27 protein-coding genes are annotated in these 25968 nt (G+C 69.9%); 18 read left to right on the plus strand and 9 right to left on the minus strand.

What is annotated here, in order from left to right:
* Positions 1-99 precede the first annotated feature (99 nt).
* The 7 genes from ACQHIV_RS36435 (at position 100) to ACQHIV_RS36465 (ending at position 7053) form a co-directional block, all read left to right on the plus strand.
* Entirely contained in the window at positions 100-1371 is a 1272-nt protein-coding gene (locus ACQHIV_RS36435) for an adenosylmethionine--8-amino-7-oxononanoate transaminase (protein WP_427896636.1), read from the plus strand.
* Positions 1371-2492 carry an 8-amino-7-oxononanoate synthase gene (locus tag ACQHIV_RS36440; protein WP_427888873.1) on the plus strand — a complete coding sequence of 374 codons (1122 nt, stop codon included), beginning with the start codon at positions 1371-1373 and terminating at the stop codon, positions 2490-2492. The genes ACQHIV_RS36435 and ACQHIV_RS36440 overlap by 1 nt, the downstream gene beginning before the upstream one ends.
* Positions 2489-3145, plus strand: a complete 657-nt coding sequence (gene bioD / locus ACQHIV_RS36445) for a dethiobiotin synthase (protein WP_427888874.1) — start codon at positions 2489-2491, stop codon at positions 3143-3145. Before ACQHIV_RS36440 ends, bioD begins: the two co-directional genes overlap by 4 nt.
* Positions 3142-4212, plus strand: a complete 1071-nt coding sequence (locus ACQHIV_RS36450; RefSeq protein ID WP_427888875.1) for a hypothetical protein — start codon at positions 3142-3144, stop codon at positions 4210-4212. Before bioD ends, ACQHIV_RS36450 begins: the two co-directional genes overlap by 4 nt.
* 11 nt (positions 4213-4223) lie before the next feature.
* A complete protein-coding gene (locus ACQHIV_RS36455) occupies positions 4224-4421 on the plus strand; it encodes a hypothetical protein (RefSeq protein WP_427888876.1) in 198 nt (65 codons plus the stop codon).
* Positions 4422-4430: 9 nt separating this feature from the next.
* Positions 4431-5981 carry a glutamine-hydrolyzing GMP synthase gene (guaA, locus tag ACQHIV_RS36460; protein WP_427888877.1) on the plus strand — a complete coding sequence of 517 codons (1551 nt, stop codon included), beginning with the start codon at positions 4431-4433 and terminating at the stop codon, positions 5979-5981.
* A gap of 88 nt (positions 5982-6069) precedes the next feature.
* The gene (locus ACQHIV_RS36465; RefSeq protein WP_427888878.1) at positions 6070-7053 is read left to right on the plus strand and encodes an ArsR/SmtB family transcription factor; all 984 of its coding nucleotides are present in this window, start codon (positions 6070-6072) and stop codon (positions 7051-7053) included.
* On the opposite strand, the gene ACQHIV_RS36470 is transcribed toward ACQHIV_RS36465, so the two are convergent.
* The gene (locus ACQHIV_RS36470; RefSeq protein ID WP_427888879.1) at positions 7039-7815 is read right to left on the minus strand and encodes a TetR/AcrR family transcriptional regulator; all 777 of its coding nucleotides are present in this window, start codon (positions 7813-7815) and stop codon (positions 7039-7041) included. The genes ACQHIV_RS36465 and ACQHIV_RS36470 overlap by 15 nt on opposite strands.
* Before the next feature lie 72 nt (positions 7816-7887).
* Between ACQHIV_RS36470 and ACQHIV_RS36475 the strand changes: the two genes are divergently transcribed.
* The 3 genes from ACQHIV_RS36475 to ACQHIV_RS36485 are packed head-to-tail and all read left to right on the plus strand — an operon-like array spanning position 7888 to position 10352.
* Positions 7888-8721, plus strand: coding sequence for an SDR family oxidoreductase (locus ACQHIV_RS36475; RefSeq protein WP_427888880.1), 834 nt, complete (start codon positions 7888-7890; stop codon positions 8719-8721).
* Positions 8722-8738: 17 nt separating this feature from the next.
* On the plus strand, positions 8739-9302 hold the full coding sequence (locus ACQHIV_RS36480; RefSeq protein WP_427888881.1) for a DinB family protein: 564 nt from the start codon (positions 8739-8741) through the stop codon (positions 9300-9302).
* Between the two features lie 33 nt (positions 9303-9335).
* Positions 9336-10352: an Rv2578c family radical SAM protein gene (locus tag ACQHIV_RS36485; protein ID WP_427888882.1), complete on the plus strand. Its 1017-nt coding sequence runs from the start codon at positions 9336-9338 to the stop codon at positions 10350-10352.
* 8 nt (positions 10353-10360) lie between these two features.
* On the opposite strand, the gene ACQHIV_RS36490 is transcribed toward ACQHIV_RS36485, so the two are convergent.
* From ACQHIV_RS36490 to map, 3 genes are all read right to left on the minus strand, one after another.
* Entirely contained in the window at positions 10361-11599 is a 1239-nt protein-coding gene (locus ACQHIV_RS36490) for a type II toxin-antitoxin system HipA family toxin (RefSeq protein ID WP_427888883.1), read from the minus strand.
* Positions 11596-11898 (minus strand): helix-turn-helix domain-containing protein, encoded by a 303-nt coding sequence (locus tag ACQHIV_RS36495; protein WP_427888884.1) that lies wholly within the window; start codon positions 11896-11898, stop codon positions 11596-11598. Before ACQHIV_RS36495 ends, ACQHIV_RS36490 begins: the two co-directional genes overlap by 4 nt.
* A 122-nt stretch (positions 11899-12020) precedes the next feature.
* Complete coding sequence (map, locus tag ACQHIV_RS36500) at positions 12021-12788, minus strand: type I methionyl aminopeptidase (protein WP_427888885.1); 768 nt, start codon at positions 12786-12788, stop codon at positions 12021-12023.
* A gap of 101 nt (positions 12789-12889) precedes the next feature.
* Between map and ACQHIV_RS36505 the strand changes: the two genes are divergently transcribed.
* Positions 12890-14020 carry a CapA family protein gene (locus ACQHIV_RS36505; protein ID WP_427888886.1) on the plus strand — a complete coding sequence of 377 codons (1131 nt, stop codon included), beginning with the start codon at positions 12890-12892 and terminating at the stop codon, positions 14018-14020.
* A gap of 61 nt (positions 14021-14081) precedes the next feature.
* Positions 14082-14624, plus strand: coding sequence for an rRNA adenine N-6-methyltransferase family protein (locus ACQHIV_RS36510; protein ID WP_427888887.1), 543 nt, complete (start codon positions 14082-14084; stop codon positions 14622-14624).
* 430 nt (positions 14625-15054) lie between these two features.
* On the opposite strand, the gene ACQHIV_RS36515 is transcribed toward ACQHIV_RS36510, so the two are convergent.
* Together ACQHIV_RS36515 and ACQHIV_RS36520 are read right to left on the minus strand one after the other, a co-directional pair.
* Positions 15055-16791 carry an ABC transporter ATP-binding protein gene (locus ACQHIV_RS36515; protein WP_427888888.1) on the minus strand — a complete coding sequence of 579 codons (1737 nt, stop codon included), beginning with the start codon at positions 16789-16791 and terminating at the stop codon, positions 15055-15057.
* Positions 16788-18509 (minus strand): ABC transporter ATP-binding protein, encoded by a 1722-nt coding sequence (locus ACQHIV_RS36520; protein ID WP_427888889.1) that lies wholly within the window; start codon positions 18507-18509, stop codon positions 16788-16790. Before ACQHIV_RS36520 ends, ACQHIV_RS36515 begins: the two co-directional genes overlap by 4 nt.
* 87 nt (positions 18510-18596) lie before the next feature.
* Between ACQHIV_RS36520 and ACQHIV_RS36525 the strand changes: the two genes are divergently transcribed.
* Both ACQHIV_RS36525 and ACQHIV_RS36530 read left to right on the plus strand, forming a co-directional pair.
* Positions 18597-19199: a lysoplasmalogenase gene (locus ACQHIV_RS36525; protein WP_427888890.1), complete on the plus strand. Its 603-nt coding sequence runs from the start codon at positions 18597-18599 to the stop codon at positions 19197-19199.
* A gap of 63 nt (positions 19200-19262) precedes the next feature.
* The gene (locus ACQHIV_RS36530; protein ID WP_427888891.1) at positions 19263-20228 is read left to right on the plus strand and encodes a glycerophosphodiester phosphodiesterase; all 966 of its coding nucleotides are present in this window, start codon (positions 19263-19265) and stop codon (positions 20226-20228) included.
* Positions 20229-20296: 68 nt separating this feature from the next.
* Here ACQHIV_RS36530 and ACQHIV_RS36535 read toward each other — a convergent pair whose 3' ends face one another.
* The gene (locus ACQHIV_RS36535) at positions 20297-20632 is read right to left on the minus strand and encodes a PspC domain-containing protein (protein ID WP_427888892.1); all 336 of its coding nucleotides are present in this window, start codon (positions 20630-20632) and stop codon (positions 20297-20299) included.
* A 131-nt stretch (positions 20633-20763) separates the two neighbouring features.
* On the opposite strand from ACQHIV_RS36535, the gene ACQHIV_RS36540 reads away from it, so the two are divergent.
* The 4 genes from ACQHIV_RS36540 (at position 20764) to groL (ending at position 24289) form a co-directional block, all read left to right on the plus strand.
* Complete coding sequence (locus tag ACQHIV_RS36540) at positions 20764-21255, plus strand: SigE family RNA polymerase sigma factor (RefSeq protein ID WP_427888893.1); 492 nt, start codon at positions 20764-20766, stop codon at positions 21253-21255.
* On the plus strand, positions 21252-22082 hold the full coding sequence (locus tag ACQHIV_RS36545) for a PASTA domain-containing protein (protein WP_427888894.1): 831 nt from the start codon (positions 21252-21254) through the stop codon (positions 22080-22082). Before ACQHIV_RS36540 ends, ACQHIV_RS36545 begins: the two co-directional genes overlap by 4 nt.
* 36 nt (positions 22083-22118) lie before the next feature.
* Complete coding sequence (locus ACQHIV_RS36550) at positions 22119-22445, plus strand: MmcQ/YjbR family DNA-binding protein (RefSeq protein WP_427888895.1); 327 nt, start codon at positions 22119-22121, stop codon at positions 22443-22445.
* 218 nt (positions 22446-22663) lie between these two features.
* Positions 22664-24289, plus strand: a complete 1626-nt coding sequence (gene groL / locus ACQHIV_RS36555) for a chaperonin GroEL (RefSeq protein ID WP_131465901.1) — start codon at positions 22664-22666, stop codon at positions 24287-24289.
* Positions 24290-24444: 155 nt separating this feature from the next.
* Here groL and ACQHIV_RS36560 read toward each other — a convergent pair whose 3' ends face one another.
* Both ACQHIV_RS36560 and ACQHIV_RS36565 read right to left on the minus strand, forming a co-directional pair.
* Complete coding sequence (locus tag ACQHIV_RS36560) at positions 24445-25395, minus strand: glycoside hydrolase family 6 protein (RefSeq protein WP_427888896.1); 951 nt, start codon at positions 25393-25395, stop codon at positions 24445-24447.
* Between the two features lie 45 nt (positions 25396-25440).
* Positions 25441-25833 carry a ribonuclease domain-containing protein gene (locus tag ACQHIV_RS36565; RefSeq protein ID WP_427888897.1) on the minus strand — a complete coding sequence of 131 codons (393 nt, stop codon included), beginning with the start codon at positions 25831-25833 and terminating at the stop codon, positions 25441-25443.
* Positions 25834-25968 lie beyond the last annotated feature (135 nt).

Here is a 25968-nt window from a genome sequence, read left to right on the forward strand (position 1 = left end):
CCTGTGTCGGCGGCGCCCAGCGATTACCGTGGTGGGCCTCAGGACGGAAGGCGGACGGTGTCACGGTCGGGCAGTGCTTGGGAGCAGCGGGACGCGGAGTTGCTCTGGCATCCGTACTCGTCGCTGAGTGCGCCGTCGCCGGTGCGGATGGTGCGCGGGGCTGCCGGGGTACGGCTGCGGCTGGACGACGGAGCCGGCGGGACCGTCGAGGCGATCGACGCGATGGCGTCCTGGTGGTGCATGATCCACGGCTACCGGAATCCGGTGCTGGATGCGGCGCTGAAGGCGCAGGTGGACGAGTTCAGCCATGTGATGTTCGGTGGGCTGACCCACGAACCGGCGATCCGGCTGGCGGAGCGGCTGGTGGAGATCACGCCGGATCCGCTGCGGCACGTGTTCTTCTGCGACTCGGGGTCGGTCTCGGTCGAGGTGGCGATGAAGCTCGCGCTGCAGTACCAGGTTGCCCGCGGCAACACCGGGCGGACCCGGATGCTGACGGTGCGCGGCGGGTACCACGGCGACACGTTCGCGCCGATGAGCGTCTGCGACCCGGTCAACGGCATGCACTCGCTGTTCACGGGCGCCCTCCAGGACCAGGTCTTCGGCCCCCAACCCCCAGCCGACTTCGCCCGCCCACTGGATGACCCGGAACTACAGTCCTGGGCGGACGCAATGTCCGCGCTGGCCGCGAAGCATTCGAACGAGATCGCCGCCATCATCGTCGAACCCATCCTGCAAGGCGCCGGCGGCATGTACCCGTACAGCCCCGCATGCCTCCAAGTACTCCGCGAACTCGCCGACCGGCACGGTTTCCTGCTGATCTTCGACGAGATCGCGACCGGCTTCGGCCGGACCGGCACCCTCTTCGCCTCGGAGCACGCCGGCGTCGACCCGGACATCCTGTGCGTCGGCAAGGCCCTGACCGGCGGCTACCTGACCCTGGCGGCGATGCTGTGTACGCCGACCGTCGCACAAACGGTCTCGAACGGACCAGGTGGCGCCCTCATGCACGGCCCCACCTTCATGGCCAACCCCCTAGCATGCGCGGTCGCCCTGGCATCCCTCGACCTCCTGCTCTCCCAGGACTGGGCTTCTCGGGTGGCTTCCATCTCCGCGGGGCTTTCGTCGGGCTTGAGCGGAGCGCGGGATCTCCCGGCAGTGAAGGACGTCCGCGTGATCGGCGCGGTGGGCGTCGTACAGCTCAGCGGCCCGGTCGACCTCCCCCGGATGACCGAGGCGGCATTGCGGCGCGGCGTCTGGGTACGCCCGTTCCGCGACCTCGTCTACACGATGCCGCCGTACGTCTGCACCGACGACGAGATCGCGACCATCGCCGCGGCGATCACCGGCGCGGTCGAGGAGGCCGGCTGATGCTCGACGACTGGCTCGCTCCGAAGGCCGCCGCGCTGGAGGCGCGCGGGCTGACCCGGCGGCTGCGGGCGCGGGCCGCGGGCGAGGACCTGATCGACCTGGCGGGCAACGACTACCTCGGCCTGGCCCGGGACCCGCGCGTCGTCGGGGCGGCGGCTGCCGCGGTCGAGACCTGGGGGACCGGTTCGACCGCGTCCCGCCTGGTCACCGGTACGACGGAACTCCACGAGCAGCTCGAGTCCGCGCTGGCGGCGTACGCCGGGCACGAGTCCGCGCTTGCCTTCTCGTCCGGGTACCTGGCGAACCTCGGTGTCGTCACCGCGCTCGGCGGACCGGGCACGCTGCTGGTGTCGGACGAGCACGTGCACGCGTCGCTGGTGGACGCCTGCCGGCTCGCGCGGTCGCGGGTCGAGGTGGTGCCGCACAACGACGTCGACGCCGTCGAGAAAGTACTTGCCGAGCGCAACGAGCCGCACGCGCTGGTGCTGACCGAGTCGGTGTTCAGCGTGCTCAGCGACGAGGCCCCGCTGACCGAACTCGCCGCGCTCGCGCTGGCGCACAACGCCGTACTGCTGGTCGACGAGGCGCACGGGCTGGGCGTCACGGGAGGGGGCCACGGCTCGGTGCACGGGTTGGGTCTCGCCGGCCTCGACCACGTCGTCGTGACCATGACCTTGTCCAAGTCGATGGCGTCCCAGGGCGGCGTGGTGCTGGGGCCGGCCGTCCTGCGCGACCACCTGGTCAACCGTTCCCGCCCGTTCATCTACGACACCGGCCTGAACCCGGCCGCCTGCGCCGCCGCGCTCGCCGCGCTCCAGATCCTCCGGGCCGAACCGGATCGCCCGGCCGCCATCCACGCCGCGACGGCGCGGCTGGCGGCCGCCTGCGACGTACCGCCCGCGTCCGGTCCGGTTGTCTCGGTGCCGATGCCGGGGCCGCGGGAGGCCGTCCGGGCGGCCGAGTTGTGTCTGGAGAACGGCGTACGGGTCGGGAGCTTCCGGCCGCCGTCGGTCCCGGACGGGATCTCCCGGGTGCGGCTCACCGCGCACGCCGGACTGTCAGCAACGGACCTCGATCGCGCGTGCGCCGTGATCGCCGACGCGATCGGGCACTGCTCATGATCACCTTTGTCACCGGTACCGACACCGATATCGGCAAGACGATCGTCACGGCCGCGCTCGCGGTGTGCGCGGGGGAGTCGGTCGCGGTGGTGAAGCCGGCCCAGACCGGGGTCGCGCCGGACGAACCGGGCGACCTCGCGGAGGTCGGGCGGCTCAGCGGCGTGACCGCGCTGCACGAGGGCGTCCGGCTGCCGGAGCCGCTCGCGCCGACCACGGCCGCGCGCCGGGCCGGGATCGTGCTGCCGTCGGTCGAGGAGTACGCCGCGTCGATCGACGACCTGGCCCGGACGTACGACACCGTGCTGGTCGAGGGCGCCGGCGGCCTGCTCGTCGGACTCGATGCCGACGGCAACAACCTGGCGGATCTCGCGGAGCACCTGACGTCGCCGTTCCGGTTCGTGGTGGTGACCCGCGCCGGGCTCGGCACGCTCAACCACACCGCGTTGACGGTCGAGGCGCTGCGGACCCGCGAGCTGCCGGTCGAGGGCCTGGTGGTCGGGTCCTGGCCGGACGACCCGGACCTCGCCGAACGCTGCAACGTGGACGACCTGCCGGCCACGGCCGGCGTACCGCTGATCGGCCGGATCCCGTCCGGTGTCGGCACCTGGCCGCGGGACAAGTTCCGCGCCACGGCGCCGAGCTGGTTCGAGTGAGCGGTTGTCCGGCCCGGTACGACGAGGCGCTCGGGTACTGGGTGGTCGACGATCCGGGGCTGGCGCGGGAGGTGCTGCTCGATCCGGAGACGTTCCGCCCCGACAACGCCGTACTGGCGCACACCCCGCTGTCCGTGAAGGCGCTCCGCGTCCTGTCGGCCGTCGGGTTCGCGCTCCCGCCGACGCTGGCGAACAACGCCGGCGCCTCGCACCGCCCCATCCGCGCCGCGGTAGCCCGCTTCTTCAGCCCGGCCCGCGTCGCTGCCGTCGAACCGCTCGCGCGTGCACTCAACACCTCCCGCGTGGCGACCACCTCGGCCCGCCTGGCCGCCGGCGAAGAGGTCGACCTCGTCCAGTCGATCGCGGCCGAGCCGCCCGCCCTCGTCATACTCCACCTGCTCGGCCTGGAGGACGTCGACATACCTTCCCTGAAGGCCTGGAGCCTCGACTCGCTCGAACTCTTCTGGGGCACCCCGGACGAGGACCGCCAGCTGGAGCTCGCCCACACCGCGGCCGAGTTCTACGCCTGGCTGCGCGACCGGACGGCGGCCGCTCGGGGAACCGATCTGTTCGGCGTACTCGCGGGTCTCGGCCTCACCGACGAGGAGATCTGCGCCACCGCGTACTTCCTGCTGATCGCCGGCCAGGAGACCACCACCCAACTCATCTCCACCGCCTTCCACCGCGCCCTCACCCGCCCACTCGACCCACCCGAAGCCGTCGAGGACGTCCTCCGCAACGCCTCCTCCGTCCCCACCTGGCGCCGCGTCACCGCCACCTCAACCACCCTCGGCGACCTCCAACTCCCGCCCAACTCCCCCCTCCTCCTCACCCTCACCGCCAACAACGGCCCCGCCGACCAAGCCTTCGGCCTAGGCCTCCACCGCTGCCTCGGCGCCGCCCTGGCCCGCCTCGAAACCCGCGTCGCCCTCGAATGCGCCCAGGACCTGTTGACCCGCGTCCGCCTGACCGAAAACCCACCGATGATCAACCTGCTGTCATTCCGAGCACCGAAGCGTCTCCTCGTTGTAACGGACGGTAACACCGGTGACAACTGGCGCCACTAGCGTCGGCGTTCGTGAGCACAACCTGCCGACACCGGGTGCGGCTGTGGTTCGGTCCGCACCGGATCTCCGAGTACATCGGCGAGAACGCGGCCGCGGCGCGGTACGAGGCGAAGATGCGGCGGCGGTTTCCGGGCCTCGAGGTGACCAACGAACCGTTGCCGGTGAGCGCCGATGCGGTGGATTACAGCCCGGCTGACCTGCACCGATAGGCTTTGGGCGTGGCGGAGCATGAGTTGGTTCTGGTTGTTGACTTCGGGGCGCAGTATGCGCAGCTGATCGCGCGGCGGGTGCGGGAGGCGAAGGTGTACTCCGAGATCGTGCCGCACTCGATGCCGGTCGAGGAGATGCTGGCGAAGGGGCCGAAGGCGATCATCCTGTCGGGTGGGCCGCAGTCGGTGTACGCCGAGGGGGCGCCGCGGGTCGAGGCGGGGCTGTTCGAGGCGGGGGTGCCGGCGTTCGGGATCTGCTACGGCTTCCAGGCGATGGCGCAGACGCTCGGCGGCGAGGTCCGGCGTACCGGGCTGCGGGAGTTCGGGCGTACGCCGGTCACCGTGAGCGCGGCGGGGACGCTGCTCGCGGGCGTCCCGGCGGACCTGAACGTGTGGATGTCGCACGGTGACGCGGTGCACGCGCCGCCGGCCGGGTTCGCCGTACTGGCCGGATCCGAGGGCGCGCCGGTGGCGGCGTTCGAGGACCTGGACCGCCGGCTCGCCGGTGTGCAGTGGCACCCGGAGGTGCTGCACTCGCAGGCCGGGCAGACCGTGCTGGAGCACTTCCTGTACGAGATCGCCGGCTGCAAGGGCGACTGGACCACGACCAACGTGGTCGAGGAGCAGGTCGCGCTGATCCGCGAGCAGGTCGGCGACAAGCAGGTGCTGTGCGCGCTGTCCGGCGGCGTCGACTCCGCGGTCGCGGCGGCCCTGGTGCACAAGGCGATCGGCGACCAGTTGACCTGCGTGTACGTCGACCACGGCCTGCAGCGGGCCGGTGAGTCCGAGCAGATCGAGAAGGACTTCGCCGCCGCGATCGGGATCCGGCTGGAGGCGATCGACGCCGAGGACCAGTTCCTGGGCGCGCTGGCCGGCGTCACCGACCCGGAGCAGAAGCGGAAGATCATCGGCCGCGAGTTCATCCGGACGTTCGAGGCGACCGCGCGGAAGGTGGACGCGGAGCGGCACATCGAGTTCCTGGTCCAGGGCACGCTGTACCCGGACGTGGTCGAGTCCGGCGGCGGCGCGGGCGCGGCGAACATCAAGTCCCACCACAACGTCGGCGGGCTCCCGGACGACCTCGAGTTCAGCCTGATCGAGCCGCTGCGGACGCTGTTCAAGGACGAGGTCCGCGAGCTCGGGCTGGCCCTCGGCCTGCCCGAGACGATGGTCTACCGGCACCCGTTCCCGGGCCCCGGCCTGGCGATCCGGATCATCGGCGAGGTGACCCGCGAGCGGCTGGACATCCTGCGCGCCGCGGACCTGATCGCCCGCACCGAGCTGACCGCGGCCGGGCTGGACCGCGACATCTGGCAGTTCCCGGTGGTGCTGCTCGCCGACGTTCGCTCGGTCGGCGTCCAGGGCGACGGCCGGACGTACGGCCACCCCGTCGTACTACGCCCGGTGACCAGCGAGGACGCGATGACGGCCGACTGGGCACGGCTGCCGTACGACGTGATCGAGCGCATCTCGACCCGGATCACCAACGAGGTCGACGAGATCAACCGGGTCACGCTCGACGTCACCAGCAAGCCGCCGGGCACCATCGAGTGGGAGTGATCCATCACAGCGAGTGACCCCCGCGACTGTTACCGTCACGGGAGTCGCTCGTAAAACCACCGCGGGCGATTTCCTCGGGGGAGGGCTCGTGGTGTTTCGCGTTCATTTCGAATGTGCGGATCTGGCCAGGACGACGATCGCGCAGCAGCCGGATCCGTTGTGGGAGGTCCTGCTGGGCCTCCATGTCCTGCAGCTCGACGACGAACCGGAGACGTTCGGTCCCTGGCGGGAGCGGGCCCGCGCGCGGTTGAGCGCGCTGGAGCAGGAGTTGCTCGCGCTCACGCCGCCGGTCGGGTACTCACCGGACTTCCTCACGCCGCGGGCCGGGGGTGACGGGCTCGAGGCGGGGCTGGCGGCGGTCGCCGCGACCCCACCGGCCCAGCTCACGGCCGAGCTTCGGCGGCTGTCGGACGGCGTACGGCTGCCGGGCTGGACGCGGCGGCTCGCGGCGGGGGACACGAACGTGATGACCCGGATCGTGCACGGGCTGCGGGCGTTCCACCGGACCAAGATCGCGCCGCAGATGCCGATGATCACGACCGCGATCGAGCCGGCCGTGGCGAAGCACAACGACACGGTCGCGCATGCCGGGTTCGAGTCGTTGCTCCCGCAGCTGCACCCGTCGCTGAGCTGGTCGGCGCCGGTGCTGACGGTCGCGCTGCCGCACGTCGACCGCGAGCTGCGCCTGCACGGCCGCGGGCTCCGGCTGGTGCCGTCGTTCTTTTGCCGGAAGTACCCGATGATGCTGCTCGACCCGGCGCTGCCGCCGGTCCTGGTGTACCCGGTGCGGCACGACCCGGCCCGCTCCCAGGTCGTCGTACGCCGCCCGAACCGCGAGGGCGCGGTCGCCGACCTGATCGGGAAGACCCGGGCGAAGGTACTCACCGTGATCTCGGCCGGTGCCTGCTCGACCAGCGAGCTCGCGGCCCGGGCGGGGATCTCGCCGGCGTCGGCCAGCGAACACGCCCGTGTCCTGCACGACACCGGACTGGTCACCACTCACCGCGTCGGCAGTTCGGTCCGCCACACGCTCAACCCGGTCGGCGCCAACGTGTTGTCAGGCACCCGCTGACGGTTCGATGCCGTCGAGCAGGCGGACGAGCCCGTAGCGGTAGGCGTCGTCGGCGGTGGACTTGTAGCCGTCGGCGTGCCAGATGGCCGTCATCGCCGGGTGCCGGTCGACGTCGAAGTACGTCTCCCACAGGTCGTTGCGTTCGGACCACCAGGCGATATTGGTCTGCCCGGTCGTCTGCTCCACGAGCAGGCTCTCCGCCTCCAGGCTGGCGGCCGAGTCGACGTACGTCGTGATCGCGAGCGCGGCCGTGTTCGTCTCGGTCGGCGTGAGGCCCAGGTCGAGCAGCACCGACAGCAGGTACTCCCGTCCCGCGAGCATGCCGGGGCCGACCGGCGGGCGGATCGTGGAGACCTGCGACAGCCACAGGTGCCGCTGGAACATCTCCCGGGTCTGGACGGAGTAGATCTCGATCTGCTCTCGCCAGTCCGCCGGCCGCGGTTCGCCCGGGCCGGGCAGGCGGCGCTCGCCGAGCACCTGGTCGACCATCAGGTCGAGCAGCTCCTCCTTGGACGGTACGTACGTGTAGAGCGTCATCGTGCCGACGCCGAGCTCCTTCGCCAGCCCGCCCATCGACGCGGCCGCCAGCCCTTGTTCGTCGGCGAGCCGGATGCCTGCCTCGACGACGTCGTCGACGGTCAGCGACGGCCGCCTGCCGGCGCCTCGCTTCTGCTGTGGGTCCGAGGGCAGCTGACGGTGGTTGCGCCACAGCAGAGCCAGCGTCCGGTCCGGCTGTCCCTCACCACTTCGCCGCTCACTCACCCGGCCTACGATAGGCGCTCGGTTGAATTCTCGTATACCCTACGGGAATTCATTGTGCGAGAGGAGACGGACATGACGATCCTGGTGACGGGCGCGACCGGGAGCGTGGGGCGGTTGCTGGTCGACGAGTTGGTCGCGGCGGGTGCGCCGGTGCGGGCGCTGACCGCGAACCCGAAGCGTGCGGCGCTGCCTTCCGGTGTGCAGGTTGCGGAGGGATACCTCGGGAGGCCGCGGACCTTGCCCGCGGCGCTTGCCGGCGTCGACACGGTGTACCTGGCGCCGCTGCCGGCGTACGTCGACGACTTCGTCCGGTGCGCGCGGGACGCCGGCGTGCGGCGGGTCGTCGTACTGTCGGGAGAGCCGGCGGAGTATGAGGCGCAGGGGGATCCGGCGAGCTGGCACTACTACCGGCTGGAACGGGCGATCGAGGCGGGCGGGTTCACCTGGACGTTCCTGCGGCCGGGGCAGTTCATGACCAACACGCTCGGCTGGGCGCCGTCGATCAAGGCCGAGGGTGTCGTGCGGGCGCCGTACGGGAACGCCGTGCAGACGCCGATCGACCTCGCGGACATCGCGGCGGTGGCACGGGTGGTGCTGCTCTCGGATCGGTACGACGGCGCGAAGATCACGATGAGCGGGCCCGAAGGGATCACCCCGCCGGAGCAGGTCGCGCAGATCGCGGCCGCGATCGGCAAGGAGGTCCGCTTCGAGGAGCAGACGCCGGACGAGTACCTCGCGGCGCTGGCGCCGGCGATCGGCCTGGAAACCGCTCAGTGGCTGCTCGACGGCTTCCGGATGATGGCCGAGTGGCCGATGAAACCCGAGCCCGCGGTGCTCGAACTGACGGGGCGGCCTGCTTTGAGCTATGGCGAATGGGCCCGCGCGAACGCCGATGCCTTCCGCTGACTGGCATGATCGCGGACGTGAAAGATCTCATGCACGGATACCTCCGTAAGGCGCGCGAGGCGATGGTCTGGAAGCTCGACGGACTCAGTGAGTACGACGTACGCCGGCCGCTGACGCCGACCGGGACGAACCTGCTCGGGATGATCAAGCACCTGTCGAGCGTGGAGGCCTGGTACTTCGGGAAGACGTTCGAGCGGCCGTTCCCCGAGGAAATGTCCTGGTGGGACGACGACGCGGACCCGAACGCCGACTCGTGGGTGACCCCGGAGGAGACGCGCGAGGACATCGTCGGGTTGTACCGGCGGGTGTGGGCGCATGCCGACGCCACGATCGACGCGCTGGCGCTGGACGCACCGGGGCACGTGCCGTGGTGGCGGACGCCGGACATGACGCTGCACGCGATCCTCGTGCACATGATCGCCGAGACCAACCGGCACGCCGGGCATGCGGACATCCTGCGTGAGCAACTCGACGGGGCTGTCGGGATGAGTCCGAACAACTCCAACCTGCCGGAGGGGGACGCGGCCTGGTGGGCGGCGCACCGGCAGCGCGTCGAGGAGGCTGCGCGGGCGGTGAATTGACGCTGATGTCGAACATGTGTTCGACTATAGCGCATGAGGTGGGCGGGACAACGCATCGACGCCGAGACCCCGGGGACGTTGCCGGGGCTCGGGGCGATCGCGGGCCTGGTGCGGTCGGTGACGACGCCGGAGTTCCAGGGGATCACGTTCCATGAGGTGCTGGCGCGGTCCGCGCTGAACTCCGTCCCCGGTTCGGCGCTGCCGTTCAACTGGACCGTGAACCCGTACCGCGGCTGCACCCACGCCTGCCGGTACTGCTTCGCCCGCCCGACCCACGCCTACCTGGAGCTCGACACCGGGCAGGACTTCGACCGGCAGATCGTGGTGAAGACCAACGTCGCCGAGGTCCTGCGCCGCGAGCTCGCCCGCCCGTCCTGGTCCCGCGAACCGGTTGCCCTAGGCACCAATACCGACCCGTACCAGCGCGCCGAGGGCCGGTACCGGCTGATGCCGGGCATCATCGACGCGCTCGCCTCCTCCGGTACACCGCTGTCCATCCTCACCAAGGGCACGCTGCTCCGCCGTGACCTGCCGCTGCTGACGGCGGCGTCCGCGGACGTTCCGGTCGGCGTCGCGGTCTCCCTGGCGCTGGGCGACGAGGTGCTACGCCGCCGCCTCGAGCCCGGCGTACCGTCGGTCCGCGGCCGCCTCGACTTCATCCGCGCGATCCGCGACGCCGGCCTGCCGTGCGGTGTGATGGTCGCGCCCGTCCTGCCCTGGCTGACGGACTCCACCGACCAACTGGACCACCTACTCGGCTCCCTGTCCGAGGCCGGCGCCACCGGCGTCACCCCGCTGGTGCTGCACCTGCGCCCCGGGGTGAAGGAGTGGTTCATGAAGTGGCTCGCGTACGACCATCCCGCGCTGGTCGGCCGCTACGAGTCCCTGTATGCCCACGGCGCCTACGCAGCACCCAGCTACCAACGCGCCTTCGACGCCAAGGTCCGCCCCCTGCTGTCGAAACACGGCTTCGGCGGCCGCTCCTCCCACCGCTCCGACCCCATCCGCGGCATGCACAAACCATCCCCACCCCAAGACCCCCTGTTCTGAGTGTGAGCTCAACCCACCACCTTCCGCATCGGCCCGCGCATGCCGTCCAGTGCGTTCTCGAATCGCGGCAGCTCGTCTTCGGAGACACCGTTGCCACGAGCAACATCCCTCCAGGCGGCCGTCCCGTCCAGAACCTCCTGGAGGATCCGACGTGCTTCGTCGGTGCCGATCCGGAACGAGGCGGCGTACGACATCAGGCCGGTCAACTCGTCGTCGCGGTGGTATGCACCGCCGATGCCCGTCACACGTTGACTGCCGACATCCGGATTCGGGTTGACGTCGAAGGCCGGGGACAGCCGCCATCCGGAGCGGCCGTCCCGAAGGAAACCGTGATTGCGCAGATGGTCGTCGGTATTGTGAACCGCGATCGAGAACGCCACCCGCCGCCAGAGCTGCCGCAGGTCGGCGCCAACCCGCGAGCCGTACTCCGTCAGAGTCTCGGCAATCTCGAGGTAGTCGCTCGGCGTGCCGTCCTTACCCTGCACCATCGTCATCGCACTCATGTATCCGACCCGCCCCACACGGTCCCGATCGAAGCGCTCGAGGACGAGAACAGGTCGACCGCCGACGGTGACAAGCCGTCTGGTGGGAACCGCGATGCCGGAACGGTGAGCCAGATCGAGAGCTGTCTTCTCCCAGCCGATGACGTCCCAATCGTCGCCATGATGCGGGAACTTGGCGATCAGCAGCCGGTCTCCGTCGCGAACGGACGCTTTCGGCCGGGCGCCGCCCAGCGAGCCGGAGCCCGCGTCAAGCAGGTCCTTCACCGCTGACAGGTCGTCAGGGTCTCGAGCCACTGCGTCGGCCGCCTGCAACAGCCTGGGAAGCTCTACGAGCTTGGGAACCGTGAGATCCGGATCAAGGTAGGGGCCGGCCGGCGAGGTGCGGAATCGGAGGGATCCTTGGCGAGTCAGGTCGCTCACCCCCAACAGATAGTCCACGTCGCTCACGGACGGGCTCGTTCTGCCCTCTCGCAGCGCCCGGAGTCGCACTTGCTTGCCGATCAGGTTCTTCCCCCAGCGATCCGGAGAGCAGTCGGCCAAGGCGCCTGGCATTCCGGCGATGGTGTGACTTCCCTGGGTCAGCGGCATCGCGGGGTCGATGGCGTAGGCGCCCGTTCGAGCCAGGTAGGTCTCGTCGTACCGGAAGGTCGTCGACAGAATGTTCCGACGCCGGCTGAAGTACGCCGTCCCCACCTTGACGGTGTCCCCGTCGAGATCGACGGAGACAAGGGCGGGCTCGCTCATCGACGGACCCGCTTCGGCAGCGCGTCGTCAGCGCGGGCGCGACCCAGATCGCTCTCGTACGGGTCGAGTGCCTCGACGACCCGATCCAGTGTTCCCAGCACCCGTGCGACGTTGAGGAAGACATCCAGGCCGACGGTGGTCTCCCCGTGCTCCAGTTTGCGCAGAGTGTCCCGAGAGATACCTGCCCGATCGGCGACCTGGGCGGCGGTGAGGCTCTGCAACTTGCGCCAGGCGGTCACGTGCGCACCGATCCGCTCGGCCGCGAGCCGCGTTCGCACTGGTACGGGAGACCGGACCATGCGACACTCCTCTCATTCAATGACGACTCCAATCGTCATTATAGAAGATAATGACGACCATTCTAGTCATTATCTGAATGAGCTTTGATTCCCCGCGGATCGGTCGGGGGAGGCCCGCGGGATCACGGGAGGGTGAGGATTCGGGGGCCTTCGGGGGTGATGGCTACGGTGTGTTCGGCGTGGGCGCCGCGGGTTTGGTCGGCGGAGCGGAGGGTCCAGCCGTCGGGGTCGATGCGGTAGGCGGAGCCGGGGCCGGACCAGAACCACGGTTCGATCGCGAAGACGTGGCCGGCGTGGAGTTTGAGGCCGCGGCCCGGGCGGCCGTCGTTCGGGATGTGCGGGTCCTGGTGCATCCGGCGGCCGATGCCGTGGCCGCCGAAGTCGAGGTTGGTGCCGACGCCGGCGCGTCGGCCGACCCGGCCGATCGCGGCGCCGATGTCGCCGATCCGGTGGCCCGGTACAGCGGCAGCGATCCCGGCCGCCAGCGCCTCCTCGGTGGTCGCGATCAGCTCCAGGTCCGCGGCGCGCGGCGTACCGACGCAGAAGCTGATCGCCGAGTCGGCGCACCAGCCGTCGACCGAGGCGCCGCAGTCCACGTTCAGCAGGTCGCCGTCCTGCAGTCGCAGGTCGTTGGGCAGACCATGCAGTACGGCGTCGTTCACCGACGCGCAGATCACGCCGCTGAACGGCGTCGTCGCGAACCCGGGCTGGTACCCGTCGAACAGCGACACCGCCCCGGCGGACCGCAGTACGTCCCGCGCGACCTCGTCGAGCTCGAGCAGCGAGACGCCGGCCGTGGCGTGCTTCTTCACGCTCTGCAACGCGTTCGCGACCACTCGCCCGGCCGCGCGCATCTGCTCGATCTCCGCCGGCGTCCTCAGCTCGACCATGGTTCCACTTACTACCACACCGCGTCGGACACGATCAGGTCTCCGTCCCAACCAACCACCCGGACCCGGCGTCTCCACCCACAACACAAAGGGGGCTGGGGATGGCGGTACGACGACGCGCGGTACTCGGGGGAATGCTCGCCGGAGCGGCCGCGCTGGCGACCACCGGTTGTCTGGCGGACACGTACGCCGACACGGCGAGCCCTCGGCCGACGACGCCCTCGCCGGGAAAGGAGCCGCAGCGCCTCACAGTCGTCGCGACCGGCGACGTACTGCTGCACGAGCGCCTCTGGACCACCGCGAAACGCGACGGCGCCGACGGCCAGTGGGACTTCGCCCCGCTGATGAGCAGCGTGAAACCCCTTGTGCAGCAGGCGGATCTCGCCGTCGCACACCTGGAGACACCGCTCGCGAAACCTGGTGGGCCGTACCACGGCTACCCGCTCTTCCAAGGACCGCCGCAGATCGCGACCGCGCTCAAGCAGACCGGGTACGACCTGTGCACGACCGCCAGCAACCACAGCTTCGACGGTGGTGCGGCGGGGGTCGACCGGACGCTCGACACGCTCGACAAGGCCGGACTGAGGCATGCCGGTACGGCGCGGTCGCGGGCCGAGGCAGAGCGGGTCACGATCGTCGACGTACACGGGGTGAAGGTCGCGTCGCTGAGCTTCACGTTCGGGTTCAACGGGTTGCCGTACCCGGACGGGGAGACGTGGCGGGCCGCGAAGATCAGCACGAAGTCGATCCGGCTGCGGGCGCAGGAGGCGCGTGATCAGGGCGCGGAGCTGGTGATCGTCAGCTGTCACTGGGGGACCGAGTACTCGAGCAAGCTGGACGAACTGCAGCGCGAGACCGGCCCGCAACTGCTTGCCGACAGCAACATCGACCTGGTGATCGGGCATCATGCGCACGTCGTACAGCCGATGCAGGAGATCGACGGGAAGTGGATCGCGTACGGGCACGGGAACCTGGTCGCCGCGCACCGGGAGCCGGAGAGCCGGAAGGCGGAGGGGCTGCTGACGCGATTCACGTTCACGCGTGGTGTGAGTGGGTGGTCGACGGCGGGGGAGTACGCGCCGCTGTTGATGACGGACGACCTGCCAGTGCGGGTGCTCGACGTACGGCGGGAGCTTGCCCGGGACACTGCTCGACGGAAGCGGCTCGAGCTGGCGGAGCGGCGTACGACGGAGACCGTGACGGCGTTGGGGGCGGCGCCGAAAATGCTTTGAGTTGTGGGGGATGCGGCGTTTAGGGTCGGCGGCATGATTACGTACTTCGTGATGGTCCGTCGTGCCCGCCTCCGGGCAGGCGAGGGGTGCCTGGGGATGGCATCCGCTCGATAGTCGTTGGGCCCAACGGGTTGTGGACGCGGCCGGGATCGTCCCCGGCGAACTCGTCCTCGACGTCGGAGCCGGTCTCGGTGCGCTGACCGCACCGCTGGTCCGTGCCGGCGCCCGCGTGATCGCGGTCGAACTCCATCCGGGCCGCGCCGACAGGTTGCGGCGGCGGTTCGTGGACGCACCGGTGACGGTGGTTCGGGCGGACGCCGGTGATCTCCGGTTGCCGTCGAGACCGTTCCGGGTGGTGTCGAGCCCGCCGTACAACATCTCCACACTGCTGCTGAAACGCCTGCTGTCACAGGGTTCTCGCCTGGTGTCGGCCGATCTGGTGTTGCAGAGGCAGGTGGCGAACAGGTGGGTCCGCGGCGAAGCTCCCGGAGCCAACAGGTGGCTGCGGCACTACAACCCGTCCATCGGCCTGCACCTACCCCGCCGAGCCTTCACCCCACCACCCCACGTCGACTCCTCAGTCCTACTACTACGCAAACGCTGAAACACCCCGCCCCCTCGCTTCGCGCGGGGGCGGGGTAGGAACAAACCCCACGCGGACGGTCCAGCAGCCGACCTAGCTCGTCCAACCGGTCCGCGCGGTGGTTCGATCGCCCGGCACCAGCGGTTGCCCGCCCCTCGCTCCGCTCGGGATTGGGTGTGAGCAAGCAAGCCCCACCGGTGGTCTAGTGGCCGACGTAGCTCGTCCGGCCGGTCGGCCCGGTGGTTCGATCGCCCGGCGCCGGTGGTTGCCCGCCCCTCGCTCCGCTCGGGGCGGGGTTATGAACCAAGCCCACGCCAGTGGTCGCGTTCACCCGTGCCGGTGGTCTGCTGCCGCCCCTCGCTTCGCTCGGTGTGGGAGTGGGAGGTAGGCCCACGCCGGTGGTCCCGTAGTCCGCGTGGGTGGTGCGGTTTGTATGGCGGTACACCAACTGTTAGCCGTGCCAGGAGTTCCAGAGGGCGGCGTAGGAGCCTTGGTGGGCTACTAGGTCGTCGTGGCTGCCTAGTTCGGTGATGCGGCCGTCTTCTACTACGGCTACTCGGTCGGCGTCGTGGGCTGTGTAGAGGCGGTGGGCGATGGCGATGACTGTGCGGCCTTCCAGTACGGCGGCCAGGGAGCGTTCCATGTGGCGGGCTGCTCTTGGGTCGATTAGGGAGGTTGCTTCGTCCAGGACGAGGGTGTGGGGGTCGGCCAGGACCAAGCGGGCGAGCGCCAACTGTTGCGCCTGCGCCGGGGTGAGTGTGAGTTGGCCGGAGCCGACTCGCGTGTCCAACCCGGCAGGCAAGCCCTCGGCCCACTCGCGCGCGTCAACCGCGCCCAGTGCGTCCAGCAGTTCGGCATCGGTCGCCGATGGACGCGCCATCGACAGGTTGTCCCGCAGCGTCCCCACGAAGACGTGGTGTTCCTGCGTCACCAGCGCGACCTGCTTGCGCAGCTCGTCCAACGGCAGGTCCGTCATCCCGACCCCGCCGACCGTCACCGACCCGGTCCGCGGCGGATGAATCCCCGCGACCAACCGCCCCAACGTCGACTTGCCGGCCCCGGACGGGCCGACCATCGCGATCCGTTCGCCCGGCTGGATCGTCAGATCCACCCCGTGCAACACGTCCCGCCCGTCGACGTACGAGAATCGCACGTCCCGCGCCTCGACCAGCTCCCCGTCGGGCAGCTCACCGGACGGCGTCCGATCGTCCGGTACGTCGCTGATCCCGAGCAGCCGCGCGAACGCCGCCCCGCCCGACTGCAGCTCGTCCAGCCACGACAGCAACCGGTCCACCGGATCGATCAACTGGTTCACGTACAGCACCGCCGCCGTCACGGCCCCCAGCGAGACGTGCCCGTTGAGATGCAGCCACCCGCCGAACAGCAGCGTCCCGACCACCGGCACCAGATACCCCAGCTCGGCCGCCGGGAAGTACACCGTCCGCAGGAACAACGTGTACCGCTCAGCGTTGTACGACCCGCGGATGTCCTCGTCCCCGCGCCGCACCCGGTCGTCGTACCGCCGCAGCGCCTCGACCGTCCGCGCGCCCTCGACCGTCTCCGCGAGCGAGCTGGTCATCTGCGCGTACGCCGCGTTCTCGCGAAGGTACCCGTCCTTCGCCCGCCGCAGGTACCACTTCGTACTCAGCCACAGCAACGGCACCATCGCGACCAACGGCACCAGCACCCACACCCCGACGAGCACCGTCGCAACCGCCGTGAACAGCACCGTCACGAACGCGATGATCGTCTCCGGAACGGCGAACCGCACCGTCCGCGACAGCGTGTCGACGTCCCGCGACGTCCGCGACAGCAGATCCCCGGTGCCGGCCCGCTCGACCGTACCGATCGGCAGCGCGAGCGCGTTGTCGACGAACTCCTCGCGCAGCTCGGCCAGCACCTGCTCGCCGAGCGCGAACGACTTGTACCGCGCCCACCGGGTGAGCAGCGACTGCGCGACGATGAACCCGGCGATCACGACGATTACCAGGTTCACCTTGGCCGCGGTCGTACCGTGCTGGACGTCCTGGACCAGGTCACCGATCAAGCGCGGCGCCGCCAGTCCGGAAACCGCCGCGAGCGCGTGCAGGAACAGCGCGGCGAGCAACGTCCGCGGATGCCGGCGGGCCAGCCGGCGTGCGTGCTGCCGGATCTCGGCCGACCCGGCCACGGGCAGGATCTGCCTCATCGCAGGGCCTCCTCTGCTTCGGTCTGACGGGTGACGGTGCGGCGGTACTGCGGGGTGGACGCGAGCAGCTCGCGGTGCTTGCCGGTGGCAACGACCCGCCCGGCGGCGACGAAGATCACCTCGTCGACGCGGTCCAGCAGCAGCGGGCTCGCGGTCAGCACGACGGTGCTCCGGCCGGCCCGGTACTCCTGCAGCCGGTCCGCGATACGGGCCTCGGTGTGCGCGTCGACCGCCGACGTGGGCTCGACCAGCACCAGCACGGACGGGTCGGCGAGCAACGCCCGCACCAGGACCAGTCGCTGACGTTGACCGCCGGAGAACGAGCGGCCCTTCTCCTCCACCTCGGAGTCGAGCCCGTCCGGCAGCGCCACCAGCACGTCCTCGGCGGACGCCGTACGCATCGCGTCCAGCAGTTCGTCGTCGGTACGCCGGCCTGTCGGGTCCAGCTCGGCCCGCAGTACGCCGGTGAACAGTTGGGAGCCGGTGTCGCTCACCAGGATCCGCTCGCGGATGTCCGCCCGGGTAGCGCTCGCGAGGGTGACACCGCCGTACCGCACCTCGCTGGTGTCGTCGTACCGCCCGAGGCGGTCGGCGAGCGTGCCGTAGCTGTCCGGCTCGGCGGACACGATCGCGGTCAGCAGCCCGTCGCGGGCGCGGATGCCGGAGACCGGGTCGACCAGGTCGCCGTGCTCGGGCAGCCGCACCGGGGTGTCCGGCTCGACGATGTCCGGCTGCAACTCGAGCACCCGGTTCACCCGGCCGGCGGCGACGAGGCCCCGCATCAGCTGGTTCGCGAACTCGGTCGCCGTCCGCAGTGGCAGCACGAGGAACGTCGCATACCCGTAGAAGGCGACCAGCGAGCCCGCGCTCAGCTGACCGCGGAGCGCGAAGTGTGCGCCGAGGCCGACGACCAGTACGACGAAGATGCCGGGCAGCAGCACCTGCGCCGCGTCGAGCACCGACTGGATCCCGGCCACCCGCACGCCGGCCTTGCGCACCTGCTGGGACTCGCTCCGGTAGCGCTTGGAGAACGACTCCTCTCCGCCGATGCCGCGCAGCACCCGCAGCCCGGCGACGATGTCGGAACCCAGCGAGTTGAGCTCGCCGACCGCCTCGCGCTGCGCGGACTGCCGCTTGTGCAGCGGCCGCAGCATCGGCCCGAGCGCGAACAGCATCACCGGTACGCCGATCAGCACGACCAGCCCGAGCACCGTCGACGACGAGAGCAGGATCACCGCGACCACGAAGAACGCCACGATCGCGCCCGCGAACCGGGCCGAGATCTCCATCAGGTTCCCGATGTACGACAGGTCGCCGGCGCCGATGCTGACGACCTCGCCGGTGGCGAGCTGCTTCGGCAGCGTGGCGCCGAGGTCGGCCGACTTCCGGGTCACCACCTGGACCGTCCGGTACGCCGCGGTCAACCAGTTCGTGACCGCGAACCGGTGCCGCATGATCCCGGCCGTCGCCTGCACGACCCCGACCGCGAACAGCAGCGCCGTCCAGCGCAGCAGCCGCTCGCCGTCGCGCGCCGCGATGCCCTCGTCGATCGCCCGGCCGAGGATGGCCGGGATGAATGCCTGCGCTGCCATCCAGGCGATGCCGAAGCCCATCCCGCCGGCGAGCGTGCGGGACTGACCGCGGGCGACCCACCACAGGTAGCGGGCCGGCGAGCGATGGTTCGGGAGGCCGGGGTCGGCGAGGGGAAGTTGTTTCATGGCCCGTTCAGGCTAGGTCCCGGCTCCGACAGTTTGCATGCGAATTAATCGCAGCTGTGGACCCCTCGAACCGGCACCATCGAGGACATGACGAGGGGACGGGGCTGGCTGCTGGCGTACGGCGTACTCACGGCGGCGCAGCTGGTGACGATCGCGGTCGGCGAGACGTGGTCGCAGCTGATCACCAAGGCGCTGCTGATGCCGACGCTGGCCGTCTGGGTGCGGGTCAACCGCGGGCCGGGGACGCTGCTGGTCGCCCTGGTCGCGTCACTGGCCGGGGACGTCCTGCTGCAGGTGGATCAGCTCATACCGGGCATGCTGGCGTTCGGTGTCGCACATGTCTGCTACGTGGTGCTGTTCGCTCGCCGCGCCCGTAAGAAGTCGCTTGTGCTCGTAACGGCCTACGGGATGGTCTGGCTGGCCGCGCTGGTGCTCCTTTGGCCCGGTCTTGGCGACAACCGGATCCCTGTGGCGGTCTACTCGTTGCTGGTCACGGCTACCGCTGTCACGAGCGGCTGGAACGGCTGGCGTGCCGGTGTGGGCGGTGCGCTGTTCCTGATCTCGGACGGGCTCATCGGCGTGGGTTTGGCAGGACATGACTTCACAGCGCGCGACTATCTGGTGATGGCGACGTACTGCGTCGCGCAGTACCTGCTGTCCAGCGGGGTGCTGCGTGGTGACAGTCGGTAGACCTTCACCTTGCGTTGGGCAACGGGTTCCCGTCGGGCAATGTCGGGCCCCTGTCCTAGATCCATGTTGGTGATCGCGCATCGGGGAGCGAGCGGGTACCGCCCGGAACACACGCCGGCGGCCTACCGGCTGGCCGCGGCACAGGGAGCCGACTACCTGGAACCGGACCTGGTCGCCACTCTCGACGGCGTCCTGGTCTGCCGGCACGAGAACGAGATCTCCGGTACCACGGACGTCGCGGAGCACCCGGTCTTCGCGGACCGGAAGATCACCAAGATCGTCGACGGTACCGCGGTCACCGGGTGGTTCGTCGAAGACTTCACGTACGCCGAGCTCCGCACGCTGCGGGCCCGTGAGCGGATGCCCGCGCTCCGGGCGAACAACACGGCGTACGACGGGCTCGAAGAGATCCCCACCTTCGACGACGTGGTCGCGCTGGCGCGGCGGGAGTCGGCGCGGCTGGGACGGCCGATCGGGGTGATCCCGGAGATCAAGCACCCGGCGTACTTCCGGCGGCTCGGACTGCCGCTCGAGGAGCTGCTCACCGAGCGGATCCTGGCGCTCCGGCTGCGGCCGGAGGAGATCATGGTGCAGTCGTTCGAGCCGACGAGCCTGCGCCGGCTGTCGGTGATGGCCCACGTGCCACTGGTGCAGCTGATCGACGCCGAGAGCGCGCCCAACGACTTCCTGCGGACGGGCGACGGGCGGACGTACGCCGACCTGATCGAGCCCCGGGGGCTGCGGGAGGTGGCGACGTACGCACAGGTGCTCGCGCCGCACAAGGACCTCGTCGTACCGCGTACCGCGGACGGCTGCCTCGGGGAGCCGACACGGCTGGTCGACCACGCGCACCGGGCCGGCCTGGCGGTCCAGGTCTGGACGTTCCGCGCCGAGCGGCGCTTCCTACCGACGGCCACCGACTTCCCGACCGAACTGACCCGCTTCGCCGCACTGGGCCTGCAGGGCGTCTTCTCCGACCACCCGGACCAGGCGGTCGCGGCACTGCGCAAACCAGCTCTGAACGTGTAGCAGCGGGGTAACCGCTGCCTGCGGTCACCCCGCCTGGGGTACTGCGCCTCCGGCGGGCGCAGCTGTCATCACGCCGCCGGGGGCTTGTTGTTGGTGTCGTCGTAGATGCGGGAGGCGATGTCCTGCTCGGTGGTGTCCTGGTGGTGGTTCACCGACTGCTGGACGTTCTGCCAGACGGCCTTGCCGTCGGACTCGGGGATCACGATCCAGGCGACCGCGTAGCCGATCATCGCGGCGCCGCCGGTGATCAACGTCAGGCCGACCCAGCCGAGGCGGACCAGGGTCACGTCGACGTTCAGGTACTCGGCGATGCCGCCGGAGACGCCGGAGAGCATCCGCTGGTTCGCGGAGCGCCGGAGGACCTTGCCGGAGAGGTTCTGGAACGGTGCGTTGGAGTTCGTCATGGCTCTACTGTCCCGTTCCGGCACCCCCGCGCACATCAGGATCGGTACCGACCGACCCCTGACCCGACCCCGACGACTTTCGTGGAACCCGGGTCGCCCGTCAGCCTGTCTCTAAGGGTGAGGGGGTGCGGATGGACGAGTTCACCGAGTACGTGACCGCCCGCTGGCCGACGCTGGTCCGGTCGGCGGTGCTGCTCGGCTGTACGCCGTCCGAAGCGGAAGATCTCGTCCAGTCCGCCCTGGAACGCTGCCTGCTCAAGTGGAACCGGGTGCGCGTGGCGGAGGACCGGGACGCGTACGTGCACCGCGTACTGGTCAACTGCTTCCGCTCCTCCCGCAGACGCCGTTGGCACGGGGAGCTGCCGTCGGAGACGCTCCCCGAGACCACAGGCACAGACCAGACCACAACCGTCGACGACACCGACGCCGTGATGCGCGCACTGGCCCGGCTGCCCGGTGACCAGCGCACAGCCGTCGTACTGCGGTACTACGCGCACCTGAGCGAACAACAGATGGCCTCCGTACTAGGAGTAGCCGCCGGCACCGTCAAAAGCCGCCTGTCCCGCGCCGTGAAGGCCCTGTCCCAGGACCCGCACCTGGCAGAACTGCGAGAACCCCGATGACCGACCTACCCGACCTCCTGGAACGCGCCGCAGCCCAGACGCCCGTAGGCCCACCTCCGCTGGAAGCCCTCCGCACCGGCGCCAAACGCCGCCGCCACCGCCGTACGGCGACCACCGTCGGAGCCGCCGCCGCAACCGTCGGCGCCGTCATCACCGCGACCACCCTCCTCACCCCATCCCCCCAACCCACCCCAGCCGCCCCACCCCCGACCCGCCTCGTCGGCCTCGGCCACGCCGCCATCGCCGTCCCGGCCGACTGGCCGACCAACAAGGCGAGTTGCGGCACACCACGGCAGGACACAGTTCTGATCGACGACCCGAGCGCCGTGCATCTGTGCGCCTCATCACGCCCAACCGGGGTCGACAGCGTCGGTCTGTACTACGGACAGCCGCCGCGCGGGTTCCACGCCGACGAGACGTTCGAGATCGACGGAGTACGTGCGGAGCGTCAGCAGACCACCTGCGTCTTCTACGACGGCCTCAAGCGCTCGCTCATGACCTGTACCGGGACCGTTTTCCTGCCCTCGCTGCGGGTCTGGTTCCGGGCGGAGTCGTCCACGGAGGTGCTTGCGGTCGACCGGATGCTCAGCCGGATCCAGATCGTGCGGGACCGGGCCGGCGTACCCAGCTACTCGTCGTTGGGCGGAGCGCCGACCGGGCCGCGGATCGGGAGTTACCTGCCGCTCCTGACGGCTGCGGACCTGAAGGTGGCGACCAAGCGGGTGAAATCGCCCAGCTATCCGTCCGGGACGATCCTCGGGGTTTCGCCGCCGGTGGGGACGATGTTGCCGGTGGGGGCGACCGTGACGGTGACGGTTGCGGAGTAAGGAAACTGTCGGTGGGGGTGGCTAGCGTTCGAAGGTATGGATGCGGCGGCGGTGGTGAAGGTGATGGCGGGGTTGCCGGGGGCCGAGGAGCAGGAGGGGTGGGCGGGGCAGCCGGTGTTCAAGGTGCGGAACAAGAGCTTCGCGTACCTGTCCGAGGACCAGACCCACATGCACCTGAAGGTGGCGCGTGAGGAGCTGGAGGCGCTGGTGGCCGAGGACCCGGCGGTGTTCACCGAGTCCTGGGGTGGCAGCTGGGTGCTCGTCGAGCTCGGGCCGGCCGACGAGGAGGAGATCGGCGAGCTGATCACGGAGGCGTGGCGGCTGACCGCCCCGAAGTACCTTGTCGCGCAGCTCGGCAGCTGAGGGCCCGGCTTGCACTCGTTTGGGGCGAGTGCTAATACTTGGTTAGCACTCCAAGGGCGAGAGTGATAAGTGCTCGTGCCCGGCGGGTGAGTACGAAAGACGGCCTCGATGAGGTGCCGGGCAGCGGCGGGACATGAGCGTCGCGGTCGGGTGCCGTCCGTCGCGGGCATCGGAGCCGGCTGAACACCAAAGACTCGACGCGGGAGGACTCGCGGAGAATGCCCAAGCTGATTGCTTTCGATGAAGAGGCGCGCCGCGGCCTCGAGCGAGGGATGAACACCCTCGCCGATGCCGTCAAGGTGACGCTCGGCCCGAAGGGCCGCAACGTCGTGCTGGAGAAGAAGTGGGGCGCCCCCACGATCACCAACGACGGTGTCTCCATCGCCAAGGAGATCGAGCTCGAGGACCCGTACGAGAAGATCGGGGCCGAGCTCGTCAAGGAAGTTGCCAAGAAGACCGACGACGTCGCGGGTGACGGCACCACCACCGCGACCGTGCTGGCTCAGGCCCTCGTCCGCGAGGGGCTGCGCAACGTCGCCGCCGGCGCCAACCCGATGGGCCTGAAGAAGGGCATCGAGAAGGCCACCGAGGCGGTCAGCGAGCAGCTGCTGGCGCTGGCCAAGCCGGTCGAGACCCGTGAGCAGATCGCGGCGACGGCGTCCATCTCGGCCGCCGACACCCAGGTCGGCTCGATCATCGCCGAGGCGATGGACAAGGTCGGCAAGGAAGGTGTCATCACCGTCGAGGAGAGCAACACCTTCGGCCTCGAGCTCGAGCTCACCGAGGGTATGCGCTTCGACAAGGGCTACATCTCGCCGTACTTCGTGACCGACACCGACCGGATGGAGGCCGTCCTCGACGACCCGTACATCCTGGTGGTGAACAGCAAGATCGGCAGCATCAAGGACCTGGTTCCGGTGCTGGAGAAGGTCATGCAGACCGGCAAGCCGCTGGCGATCATCGCCGAGGACGTCGAGGGCGAGGCCCTGGCCACCCTGGTCGTCAACAAGATCAAGGGCACCTTCAAGGCCGTCGCCGTCAAGGCGCCGGGCTTCGGTGACCGCCGCAAGGCCATGCTGGTCGACATCGCGGTGCTGACCGGCGGCGAGGTGATCTCCGAGGAGGTCGGCCTCAAGCTCGACACCGTCGACCTGGAGCTGCTCGGCCAGGCCCGCAAGATCGTCGTCACCAAGGACGAGACGACCATCGTCGAGGGCTCGGGCGACGCCGACCAGATCACCGGCCGGGTGAACCAGATCCGCGCCGAGATCGAGAAGTCGGACTCCGACTACGACCGCGAGAAGCTGCAGGAGCGGCTGGCCAAGCTGGCCGGCGGCGTTGCGGTCATCAAGGTCGGCGCGGCCACCGAGGTCGAGCTGAAGGAGCGCAAGCACCGCATCGAGGACGCCGTTCGGAACGCGAAGGCGGCCGTCGAGGAGGGCATCGTCGCCGGTGGCGGCGTGGCGCTGCTGCAGGCGTCCGTGGTCGCGTTCGAGAAGCTGGAGCTCGAGGGTGACGAGGCGACCGGTGCGGAGATCGTGCGCAAGGCCGTCGAGGCGCCGCTGAAGCAGATCGCCGTGAACGCCGGCCTCGAGGGTGGCGTCGTGGTGGAGAAGGTCCGCAACCTCGAGCCGGGTCACGGTCTGAACGCCGCGACCGGTGAGTACGTCGACCTGATCAAGACCGGCATCATCGACCCGGCCAAGGTGACGCGCTCGGCGCTGCAGAACGCGGCGTCCATCGCGGCCCTGTTCCTCACCACCGAGGCCGTCATCGCCGACAAGCCGGAGAAGGCCGCGGCCGCTCCGGGTGGGGCGCCTGACATGGGTGGCATGGACTTCTGATCCAGTAGTCCGACAGCACAAAAGCAACAAACACAAACGGTCCCGGGCTGACGCCCGGGACCGTTTGCGTTTGTGGTGACAGAGCGGGGCGTCAGTGGGTGAGGCGGGGCTGTCCGAGCTGGTGGGTCGGTCGACGGGTCTGACCAGGCAGGTGGTTAGGTGCCGGTGAGGAGGTGGTGGGCTAGGAGGGGGGAGAAGGTGCCGGGGGGGAGGGTGGGGGTGAGGCCGCAGGGGCCGTCGGACTGGCCGGGGGTGCGGAGCCAGAGGTGGAGGTCTACGGGGGTGGGGGCGGGGGACGGTGGGGTGCCGAGTTTGCGGGCGGGTGGGTTGCAGGAGCTGCCGTCGGAGCCGTTGCCGTTGCGGCTGGTGTCGATGACGTAGTGGGAGCCGCCGCCGAGCGCGGCGAGGATCTCGGTGCCGCGGGCGACCGACTGGTCGGTGGTGAAGTAGTTCGCGGTGTTGAGCGCGAAGCCGCGGATCTTCCCGACGTCCGCGAGCCGCAGCCGGCGGGCGATCTCCTTGGCGTCGCCCGACGTCACGTTCCCGGCGTCGAGGTACGTCCAGGTGTTCGGGTTCTTCGCCGCCAGCACGCCGACGGCGTACTTCAGCAGCGCGATCCGCGCGTTCCACTCCGACGTCGGGTAGCAGTCGAGCCGCGCGAGCGCGTCCGGCTCCAGCACCACGACCGCGGGCCGCGTCCCGATCCCGTCCGACACCGCCGAGATCCAGCGCCGGTACGCCGCGTCCGACGCGGCCCCGCCACCGATCCCGCACTGCCGCCCCGGGAGGTCGTCGGTCACCAGCACCGGCAGCTTGTCCGCCTTCGCGGCGGCCGTCGTGTACGCCGTGACGCCCGCCTTCACGTCCCCGCTCGACGCCCCGATCCACCGCGCCGACGGCTGGTCGGCGATCTTCGACGCGAGCTCGGTGTCCTCGGGGTGCCGCCGTACGTACGCCGCGGCGTCCGACGAGGGGTCGACGTACAGGCCGTTCGTCAGCTTCAGTGGGTCGCCGGTCGCTTCGGCCAGCCCGGACTCGGGCCGGCCGAAGACGAGCAGCGCGGCGGTCAGCACCAGGCCGGCGGCCACGGGACGCAGTGTCGGCATCGCGAACAATCCTCCTGATCACTCAACGTGCCGACCACACTACCGTCAGCTGTTCTCGTCGACCTCGCAGAACGAGGAGTAGTGGTCGCTCGTGTAGTAGACGTGCGCCGGCGTGGTCTTCGCGCCGCCGCCGATCAGCCGGCGGGCACCGCGGTCGGGGGAGCCGGGGGTGATCACGGTGTACTCGTGGTAGTAGCCGGAGGACTCGGACGGGAGGATGCCTTCCCGGTTGGAGAAGACGGTGCCGTCCTGCTTGTACGGGAACGGCCCGCCAGAGTGGATCAGCTGGAGCGTGTCGTCGGCCTGCGACGGCAACGAGCTGAGCGCGCAGGTGTCGATCGCATTGGTGCTGTAGGGGGCGGATGTTGGGGCGGCGTACGCCGTGGACCCGAGGACAGCGGTGGATGCCAGGGTCACGGCAGCGATGAGGGTTCTCATGCCCGGTTCTTTCCCCGCCCGAACCACGCCGGTACATCCCAGCTGTGAATAACAGGTGGACTATGACCCCGGCGTACCCCTAGAGTCTGGCGCGGCGAGTAGGTCCCGGAGCGGAAGGAGCGACCGATGAACACA

It is taken from the genome of Kribbella polygonati, assembly GCF_050320105.1.
In the GTDB taxonomy this organism is placed as follows: domain Bacteria; phylum Actinomycetota; class Actinomycetes; order Propionibacteriales; family Kribbellaceae; genus Kribbella.

Excerpts from the sequence above, each read along its gene's own strand:
- ACQHIV_RS36535 (WP_427888892.1), bottom strand. The coding sequence starts at position 20,632 with ATGACGAACTCCAACGCACCGTTCCAGAACCTCTCCGGCAAGGTCCTC.
- ACQHIV_RS36515 (WP_427888888.1), bottom strand. The coding sequence starts at position 16,791 with ATGAGGCAGATCCTGCCCGTGGCCGGGTCGGCCGAGATCCGGCAGCAC.
- ACQHIV_RS36490 (WP_427888883.1), bottom strand. The coding sequence starts at position 11,599 with ATGAGCGAGCCCGCCCTTGTCTCCGTCGATCTCGACGGGGACACCGTC.
- ACQHIV_RS36530 (WP_427888891.1), top strand. The coding sequence starts at position 19,263 with ATGTTGGTGATCGCGCATCGGGGAGCGAGCGGGTACCGCCCGGAACAC.
- ACQHIV_RS36550 (WP_427888895.1), top strand. The coding sequence starts at position 22,119 with ATGGATGCGGCGGCGGTGGTGAAGGTGATGGCGGGGTTGCCGGGGGCC.
- ACQHIV_RS36485 (WP_427888882.1), top strand. The coding sequence starts at position 9,336 with ATGAGGTGGGCGGGACAACGCATCGACGCCGAGACCCCGGGGACGTTG.
- ACQHIV_RS36475 (WP_427888880.1), top strand. The coding sequence starts at position 7,888 with ATGACGATCCTGGTGACGGGCGCGACCGGGAGCGTGGGGCGGTTGCTG.
- ACQHIV_RS36525 (WP_427888890.1), top strand. The coding sequence starts at position 18,597 with ATGACGAGGGGACGGGGCTGGCTGCTGGCGTACGGCGTACTCACGGCG.
- bioD (WP_427888874.1), top strand. The coding sequence starts at position 2,489 with ATGATCACCTTTGTCACCGGTACCGACACCGATATCGGCAAGACGATC.
- map (WP_427888885.1), bottom strand. The coding sequence starts at position 12,788 with ATGGTCGAGCTGAGGACGCCGGCGGAGATCGAGCAGATGCGCGCGGCC.
- ACQHIV_RS36565 (WP_427888897.1), bottom strand. The coding sequence starts at position 25,833 with ATGAGAACCCTCATCGCTGCCGTGACCCTGGCATCCACCGCTGTCCTC.
- ACQHIV_RS36440 (WP_427888873.1), top strand. The coding sequence starts at position 1,371 with ATGCTCGACGACTGGCTCGCTCCGAAGGCCGCCGCGCTGGAGGCGCGC.
- ACQHIV_RS36560 (WP_427888896.1), bottom strand. The coding sequence starts at position 25,395 with ATGCCGACACTGCGTCCCGTGGCCGCCGGCCTGGTGCTGACCGCCGCG.
- ACQHIV_RS36545 (WP_427888894.1), top strand. The coding sequence starts at position 21,252 with ATGACCGACCTACCCGACCTCCTGGAACGCGCCGCAGCCCAGACGCCC.
- ACQHIV_RS36540 (WP_427888893.1), top strand. The coding sequence starts at position 20,764 with ATGGACGAGTTCACCGAGTACGTGACCGCCCGCTGGCCGACGCTGGTC.
- ACQHIV_RS36505 (WP_427888886.1), top strand. The coding sequence starts at position 12,890 with ATGGCGGTACGACGACGCGCGGTACTCGGGGGAATGCTCGCCGGAGCG.
- ACQHIV_RS36520 (WP_427888889.1), bottom strand. The coding sequence starts at position 18,509 with ATGAAACAACTTCCCCTCGCCGACCCCGGCCTCCCGAACCATCGCTCG.
- groL (WP_131465901.1), top strand. The coding sequence starts at position 22,664 with ATGCCCAAGCTGATTGCTTTCGATGAAGAGGCGCGCCGCGGCCTCGAG.
- ACQHIV_RS36495 (WP_427888884.1), bottom strand. The coding sequence starts at position 11,898 with ATGGTCCGGTCTCCCGTACCAGTGCGAACGCGGCTCGCGGCCGAGCGG.